We start from the raw sequence: 7,430 nt of genomic DNA, 5'->3' as shown, positions 1-7,430 counted from the left end.
GGACGAAATGAAGTACGACATGTGTGGTGCGGCTTCGGTATTCGGTACCATGAAAACCCTGCTGCAACTGAAACCAGCCATCAACGTGATCGGCATGGTGACCAGTGCGGAAAACATGCCGGCAGGCAATGCCAGCAAGCCAGGTGACGTAGTCACTTCCCTGTCTGGCAAAACCATCGAGATTCTGAATACCGATGCTGAAGGCCGCCTGGTGCTGTGTGATGCGCTGACTTACGGTATCGATAACTTCAAACCAGCTTCGGTCGTGGATATTGCCACCCTGACCGGTGCCTGCATGGCTGCGCTCGGTGAAGTGAACTCTGGTCTGTTCACCCAGGACGAAGCACTGGCAGAGCAACTGCAGAGTGCGGCGAAATATTCCTGCGATAAAGTATGGCGCCTGCCACTGGAAGAAGATTATCAGGACCTGCTGGATTCCAACTTTGCCGATATGGCGAACATTGGTGGTCCGCTGGCCGGTGCCACCACCGCAGCCTGCTTCCTGTCACGCTTCACTGAAGGTACGCCGTGGGCGCACCTGGACATCGCCGGTACCGCATGGGTCGGTGGTGCGAAGAAAGGTGCAACCGGTCGCCCGGTACCTCTGCTGGTGAATTATTTACTGGCTAAATAAGCCATTATCCAGCGTATGAATAAACAGCCGGCCACTTTCGGGTGCCCGGCTGTTTTTCTGTCTGCCCTCGCTAATTGCTGCACTTGTGGCACATCCGCCCCCCTCTTTGGCCCGGTACGCTGATACCATCTGATGAACACATAAAGCGTTACCCACCCAATACAGAAAAATAAGAGGGCATCATGTCACTCAGCGATATTCTCAACAGCCGCTATTCCGTTCGTGCGTTTAAAAAAGATGCTGTCGACCCGGCGGTTTTGCAGGAAGTTTTCAGTGCAGCACAGCGTGCGCCATCCAACTGCAATGTGCAGCCGTGGAAAACCTACGTGGTGTCCGGAGCCAAAAAAGACGAGCTGAAAAACCAGCTGGTCGCAACGGTGATGAAACAGCAGCAGCCAGAACCGGAATTTAACTGGAAGGTTGCCTATCAGAGCATTCACCGTGAACGTCAGTTCGGATCAGCGGCGGCGCTGTACAATGCCATGGGGATTGAACGCGAAGATAAGATGAAGCGTAATATGGCCATGCTACGCAACTGGGCCTTCTTCGACGCGCCTCATGTTGCGTTTTTCACCATGGATAAATATCTGGATATTATGGGTGCGGTGGATGTTGGCATTTATGCACAGACACTGACCCTGCTGCTGAAAGAACGCGGTATTGATTCCTGCATGCAGGGAGCACTGGGGCAGTTTCCTCAGCCGGTAAAATCTTTCCTGAATATTCCGGAAGAACAGGGAATTTTGTTCGGCATGTCATTCGGTTACGCCGACGACAATGCCGATGCCAATAAATGCCGTACCGATCGGGCTGAACTCAGCGATGCGGTCGAATTTGTCAGCTGACCAAACAAAAACAGGGCGGAATATCCGCCCTGTTTTTTTGCTGCTTTATTAACCAGCCCGTACTCTTATCCGCACTACTTCACCACCGGATACGCCAGCTCACCCCAGTCATGGTCACTGTGAGTCAGCATAATGTCGATCACAACCGGCATCAGAGCCAGCAGCAATTTGCCACCGTCTTCAACCTGTTCCCGGTTTACCCGGCTTTGCCAGGTTGCCCCGCCCCGCACCACCTGATTGTGCAGTACGTATAAGCGGTCCAGCACGATACCCAGTAATTCAGGTACTTTTTTGCGACTGAGGAAATTCAGCGCTGCGACTGATGAGAGATCAAACGCCTCTTTCCAGCAGTCATCGCCACGGCGCTGGGATTCCCAGAACGGTGCAAACACATACGGATTTTTAATCAATGCCCGCACCGGGCCGGAAAACTGATGCCACAAACAATCGTAAATGCGTTCATCCGGATCCAGATTGACCAGCTGCTGAATAAAGTTCTGGAATGCCAGCTGCTCTTCCAGCGGCGAGCTGCTGCTCTCTTCGACAAAACAACAGGCACTGAAACTGATCCAGCTGCAGATAAAGCGCAGGTCTGCGTCTTCATCATGTTGCTGAGCGGCGTTAAGCCAGCTCAGGGCACGATGCAGACGAGTAGACTGCAATTCATTCAACAGGTCGCGCTGATCGCGTAAACGCTGTTTAAGATCGGTTAATTCCGGCATACCGTTCTCTGGCTTATCCCGCTTTTATCAGCCGCAGCAATCACTGTGATCGCCATGAAAATCAATGGCCATATAAATCGACGACTGTGGATACTCAGACGGATACGCCATGTAGAAATGGGTATTGTCATCCACTGGCCACCAGCAGGACGCTTCACGCGGAATATCTGCCAACTCAACGCGCTCAATGCTGTATTGCAGATTATCTGCTTCGGCTTCAGGTACCCACTGCAGAAACTCAGTTGGATAACCGGCTTCAGCGGTGTTCAGTTTGTCTTCAATCTGCAGCGCCTGCAGTTTCTTTTCCCACTCAGCATCCTGACTGACTTCAACCATAAAGTCGGCGAGAAAGCGGGTATGTTTTTTCTTTACGATACGTGCATTAGACATAGTGTTTTCTCTGTCGGATAGATTTACCAGGGTAATTCCTGGCCATTGGAATGCCAGAAACCACCGGAATTTTCCAGGGTCAGCTCATCGATACGGGCCGCCAGTCCCTGTGCTGCTTCTTCAGGTGTAATGTCACCGTTAAAACCAACCATACGGGTTTTAACAAATCCCGGATGGAGTTGCGCAACAGCAATACCCTGAGGCTTCAGGTCCATTGCCAGGGATTTACCAAACGCATTGAGCGCGGCTTTGGAGGCGCGATAACCGTAATAAGAGCCCGACGTATTATCGGCAATGGAGCCCATGCGGCTGGTGATATTGGCAATTTTGCTGCCCTCTGCCATATACGGCAGCAGCATCATCGTCAGCTTCAGTGGCACCATGGCATTGATATCGAACTGACGCTGGATGGCGTCAAAGTCCATCGAATTAATGGTCTCATTGGTAAACAGGCCAGCGTTATTGATCAGCACATCCAGTGGGCCTTCCAGCAGCTGCTCAAGGATAGTGGCGATGGCGCCCAGTGACTCATCTGCGGTCAGGTCTATACCACTGATCACCTGATCGGCAATATCTTCCAGTTCATCACTGGTATCACGACAAATACCGGTGACCGCATCGCCGCGCGCTGCAAACAGCTTCGCCAGCTCAAGGCCGATGCCACGATTGGCGCCGGTAATGACTACATTTGCCATACAAATCTCCTGCTGAATTTTTACGCCGACATACTAACGCCTTTCGCCGGCGGGTCACAGCACAAGATCAGCAGGAATTCTGTTTCTCCCCGCCACCACCCCCTGCCCCGACTACAGCACTAAGCCATTGACACAGAACGGCTGAAAACCGGCGGACAGACAAGCGGAGAGGAAATTAAAGATAACGGTATAAATCAACGAGCCATGGTGTTCTTATCAGCGAAGGTAACTTCCCGTCCCTGCAGACGGCTGCTGACAATATACTGCTGCCCATTGCGGCCAAAGCGCCGCAACCAGCGATCAAAAGGAGGGATAAAACGCGCGGCGGTATCCATCAGACGGATAAACGGAAACTGCAGTGCAGGCAACAGCCCGAGCCCATAAGCTGAGGGAATATTCAGTACCCGGCGTATATCCGCTGGAATCAGCCAGTTGGCATACATACGGTGAAACCAATACACAAACTTTTTATAAGCCGGACGCCCGGGTACATCGAGGAAATTTTCCAGATAGGATTTTGCCAGCGCCATGCTGTCGTCATCCGGATTAATACGACTGCCCATGGCGATTACAAATAACCAGTCGACACCCTGCTCCCGATTTTCCGGCAACAGCGTCCAGTCATCACCCATCAGAAAAGCCACATACCGCCAGAGATGCAGTACGGCTTCGATTTCCTTATCGTTAAATCGCCAGCCCATCATACTGGCACCAGTGATCATCAGCATGGAGAACGCTACGTTAGTGGCCAGCGAATCGCCCTGATTAATCGGCAGCCCCCACTCTTCTGTATTCCAGTCAGGATGCTGCAGCAACCGCTGGCGCACCAGTGCATGCATAACGCGAACTTTCACGGCCGAACAGTAGCCTTTTGCGCCGGGCACCAATGCGCCGGGCGTTGTGACATCAAACCAGAACGACGTTGTTTCCGACACGCGGTCAAACGAGCTGTTGCCATTTAAAGCGCCGGTAAATGACAGAGGCTTGGTAATATCACTGTTGGCGTAGCCGCCCAATAAAGCCATATCTCCGAGTGCGTACATAGCAAACCGCCCGCAACGGTGAATAACGTCGCAGGCTTCTGTGAGCTTGCCAGAGTCGAGCCAAAGCGGCGGCGTTTCAGCCTGTTGGATCAGGGTTTTTAATGACGGCGTTAATGTGTCATCGACAGCGGCACTGCCCTGCTCAACAGCTTGGCGCAGATATTCATGAGGATTAATGTTTGCCTGACGCAGCTGCGGATTATTGAATAATTCCTGAGCGACACGATCGCCTGTTTCGTCAGCCCGGTTATAGGCTGCCGCAACCTGATCAATTAACGTTTGTGACGGCGATGGGAAATGGCCAAGCAACAGGCGCAGCCCAAGCGCTGTTTTCCGCGCTCTGAAGGTTGCTGCCTGCTGTTGATAAACGAAGCGTGGTGGATGCTCCCTGTTCTGCGTGTTGCCAGGTTCAGCCATGGGTTATTCCGGAATCAGATCAGTCAGGAGTATTTCACACCTGACCGGCCAGATGAATGGACCACGCGGAGAATAATCTCTTACGTCCGCCAGCCAGCTAACCAACCAGCCTGCCACCTACCCAACCAACTAACCAGCGGCACTTTATTCCGCTTATTCGGCTGAAGCGCCTTAAAGCGATGTACTCACCTCGCAATTACTGCCTTCCCTGTCTGCGCACTTGCCGTACCAGCCGTTTTCACCGTTGCTGTCCCAGCGAAAAATACTGTACGGATATGCCTCACCCGGATCAACGGGCGCGAATACGGTTTCACCGCCGCCATCATTGCGGATGTGGGTTTCAGTAACGGAGACCAGTTCACCTTCGTCATAACCATAAAATACCGATGTATTACGGTCACCCTGATAGCGTCCGGTGATTTGCCCCTGCTCGTCGAACTGACTGAAACTCAGGCTGCAATCCGCTGGCTGGTGCACCTCAAGTTCCACGACACCAGTGTATGCCTCACCCATATCAGAGACACCTGAGCGGGAAAAATACCAGACTTCATCACCAGCCGTTACACCCGGCGACACATAATCGACCGTCGCAGTTACGCCATTCTCCTGCTCAAGATTCCATTGCGGACCAACATAATCTGAGCCTTCCCGGGCACCGGCATAAGTAAAAATCAACGGCACGGATACCAGATAAACCCAGTTTACCGGGTCCAGACCCTGCGGGATATATTCCGCACCATTGGCTGACTGAACAATGCCGGACGGCAAATTAAAGCCCGGATACTCCGGCATCGGCCAGGGCATATCCTGTGATTTATCCAGACTGCAATCGATGGCCTGAGCGGAGGGGGCGTTGTCGCTGTTGCCCGGAGTTGAATCTCCGGTATTGCTGTCGGCGCCAGCGTCAATTTCGTTGCCACTACCTGAAGAACTTCCTCCTCCGCAGGCACTGAGAAGCAGAAGTGTGGTTGAAAAGGTCAGAAAATGAGCATATATATTCACAGATAATTCCCGCGGTTTCGTCCTGAAAAGGCCGCGCAATGTATCGGAATATAAATAATAAAAAACCCCACCAGTTCTCACTGGCGGGGCTTTCAATCAGAAAAGTCTGTTGCAGATCAGGCGGCGGTAAATTGCGCCACCATTAACCGCAGTCGCTTCTGCTGCATCCGCAGAGAATATTCGACTTCTTTCATGCGGGTTCGCAGAGCAGCACCTTCCCACTTTTCCTGCAGGTTACGGCGGGTTTCCTGAACCCGCTCGCCCTGCAGCTCAGTCCAGTGAGCCAGCATACGCTTGAATTCTTCGTACTCAGTTTCCAGCATGGCAGACCATTTTTCATGGTTACCGGTTTTTTCCAGTTTCTCCTGAGCGCGTTTGAATTCCATTTTCAGTTTTGCCCGCTGGATTTTGAATTCCGGTACGGTTTTCAGATCCGACGCCAGACCAACCAGAGCACTTGCTTTAATAAACCACTTGGTGGGATCCCACTGATACCAGCGGATTCCGTTGCGGTAATCGGTCTGAAAAATATGGTGATAATTATGGTAGCCCTCGCCATGGGTCAGAAAGGCGAAGAAAGCGTTATCACGGGCAGTGTTTTCATCCGTGTAAGGCTGCGAACCCCATTTGTGCGCAATGGAGTTAATGAAAAAGGTAAAGTGGTGAGTGGTTACAATGCGCAGGAAGCCCGCCATCAGCAGCATACCCCAGACATCGCCCAGTATCAGACCCAGAGCAACCGGAATGAGGATGTTCATACCCAGTGCGATCGGGATGTAGTACTTGTATTGCCACATAACGATCGGATCTTTGGTCAGGTTTTTCACGTTGTCGAAATTCACCTCACCACTTGGATAGCGACGGATCATCCAGCCCATATGGGAGAACCACAGGCCACGTTTGGCCGAGTATGGATCCAGATCTACATCATCGACATGACGATGATGGACACGGTGACCGGAAGACCAGTGCAGGACCGTATTCTGCAGTGCCATTGCACCAAACAGCGCATAGAACAAACGCAATGCCCAATGGGCTTTGTAGGCGTTGTGAGACCACAGACGATGATAACCGGCAGTAATCGCCAGCTCCGTCAGCCAGGTCAGCAGAACAAAGGCAATCACCGCAGACAGAGAGTATCCATGCGTAAGACCGTACCAGGGCACGGCTGTCACAGCCACCAGGTTAGTGATTACGAACATCGTTGTCGGCGTCCAGTTAATCGGCGCCTTTTCGTTGCTATTGGTATCGCTCATAAAACTCAGCATTCACATCCAAATGGAGTCAGCCAAAGCTGACGATGTTGCTTTATATGATAACCCATGGTGGCGGTTTTCAACACAAGGGAAAGTAACGGGATTGTTGCAGATCATGTCCCGACAGGATTTACACAAAGATGTCCCTGGCAGCAGCCCAGTAATGGCGCGGCTTTACGGCAGAAAGCACCATACTTACCCCGGATTTCAGGCATAAAAAAACCGCGCCTCAGCGCGGTTTTTTATGAAACATCAACCGCCGAAGTCATCCAGCATGATGTTTTCAGGCTCAACACCCAGACTGGTCAGCATGTTGATCACCGATTGGTTCATGATCGGTGGCCCACACATGTAAAACTCACAGTCTTCTGGTGCCGGGTGATCCTTAAGGTACTGTTCATACAGCACGTTATGGATAAAGCCGGT

General features: G+C 52.0%; 8 protein-coding genes and 1 pseudogene. 2 read left to right on the top strand and 7 right to left on the bottom strand.

The features are described from left to right. On the top strand, positions 1-634 hold a 634-nt coding region (locus B2Z72_RS09425), incomplete at its 5' end, for a leucyl aminopeptidase family protein (RefSeq protein ID WP_414716700.1). Between the two features lie 182 nt (positions 635-816). Continuing rightward, the gene (locus B2Z72_RS09420; protein WP_296983795.1) at positions 817-1,479 is read left to right on the top strand and encodes a nitroreductase; all 663 of its coding nucleotides are present in this window, start codon (positions 817-819) and stop codon (positions 1,477-1,479) included. 74 nt (positions 1,480-1,553) lie between these two features. On the opposite strand, the gene B2Z72_RS09415 is transcribed toward B2Z72_RS09420, so the two are convergent. The 7 genes and pseudogenes from B2Z72_RS09415 to B2Z72_RS09385 form a co-directional block, all read right to left on the bottom strand. Next, a complete protein-coding gene (locus B2Z72_RS09415; RefSeq protein WP_296983794.1) occupies positions 1,554-2,201 on the bottom strand; it encodes a hypothetical protein in 648 nt (215 codons plus the stop codon). Positions 2,202-2,228: 27 nt separating this feature from the next. Beyond that, positions 2,229-2,591 (bottom strand): hypothetical protein, encoded by a 363-nt coding sequence (locus B2Z72_RS09410; RefSeq protein WP_296983793.1) that lies wholly within the window; start codon positions 2,589-2,591, stop codon positions 2,229-2,231. 23 nt (positions 2,592-2,614) lie between these two features. Then, on the bottom strand, positions 2,615-3,286 hold the full coding sequence (locus B2Z72_RS09405) for an SDR family oxidoreductase (protein WP_296983792.1): 672 nt from the start codon (positions 3,284-3,286) through the stop codon (positions 2,615-2,617). A 194-nt stretch (positions 3,287-3,480) separates the two neighbouring features. Continuing rightward, positions 3,481-4,746, bottom strand: a complete 1,266-nt coding sequence (locus B2Z72_RS09400) for an oxygenase MpaB family protein (protein ID WP_296983790.1) — start codon at positions 4,744-4,746, stop codon at positions 3,481-3,483. Between the two features lie 171 nt (positions 4,747-4,917). After that, positions 4,918-5,748 carry a hypothetical protein gene (locus B2Z72_RS09395; protein ID WP_296983788.1) on the bottom strand — a complete coding sequence of 277 codons (831 nt, stop codon included), beginning with the start codon at positions 5,746-5,748 and terminating at the stop codon, positions 4,918-4,920. 116 nt (positions 5,749-5,864) lie between these two features. Next, positions 5,865-7,004 carry a fatty acid desaturase gene (locus B2Z72_RS09390; RefSeq protein WP_297004655.1) on the bottom strand — a complete coding sequence of 380 codons (1,140 nt, stop codon included), beginning with the start codon at positions 7,002-7,004 and terminating at the stop codon, positions 5,865-5,867. A gap of 252 nt (positions 7,005-7,256) precedes the next feature. After that, a pseudogene (locus tag B2Z72_RS09385) lies at positions 7,257-7,430 on the bottom strand (NADH:ubiquinone reductase (Na(+)-transporting) subunit F); the annotation flags it as partial.

This window comes from Thalassolituus sp. UBA6592 (assembly GCF_002433655.1).
Classification (GTDB): Bacteria; Pseudomonadota; Gammaproteobacteria; order Pseudomonadales; family Oceanobacteraceae; genus Venatoribacter.
Note: the sequence above shows the minus strand (reverse complement) of the source record. Positions and strands in the feature narration are given on the sequence as shown.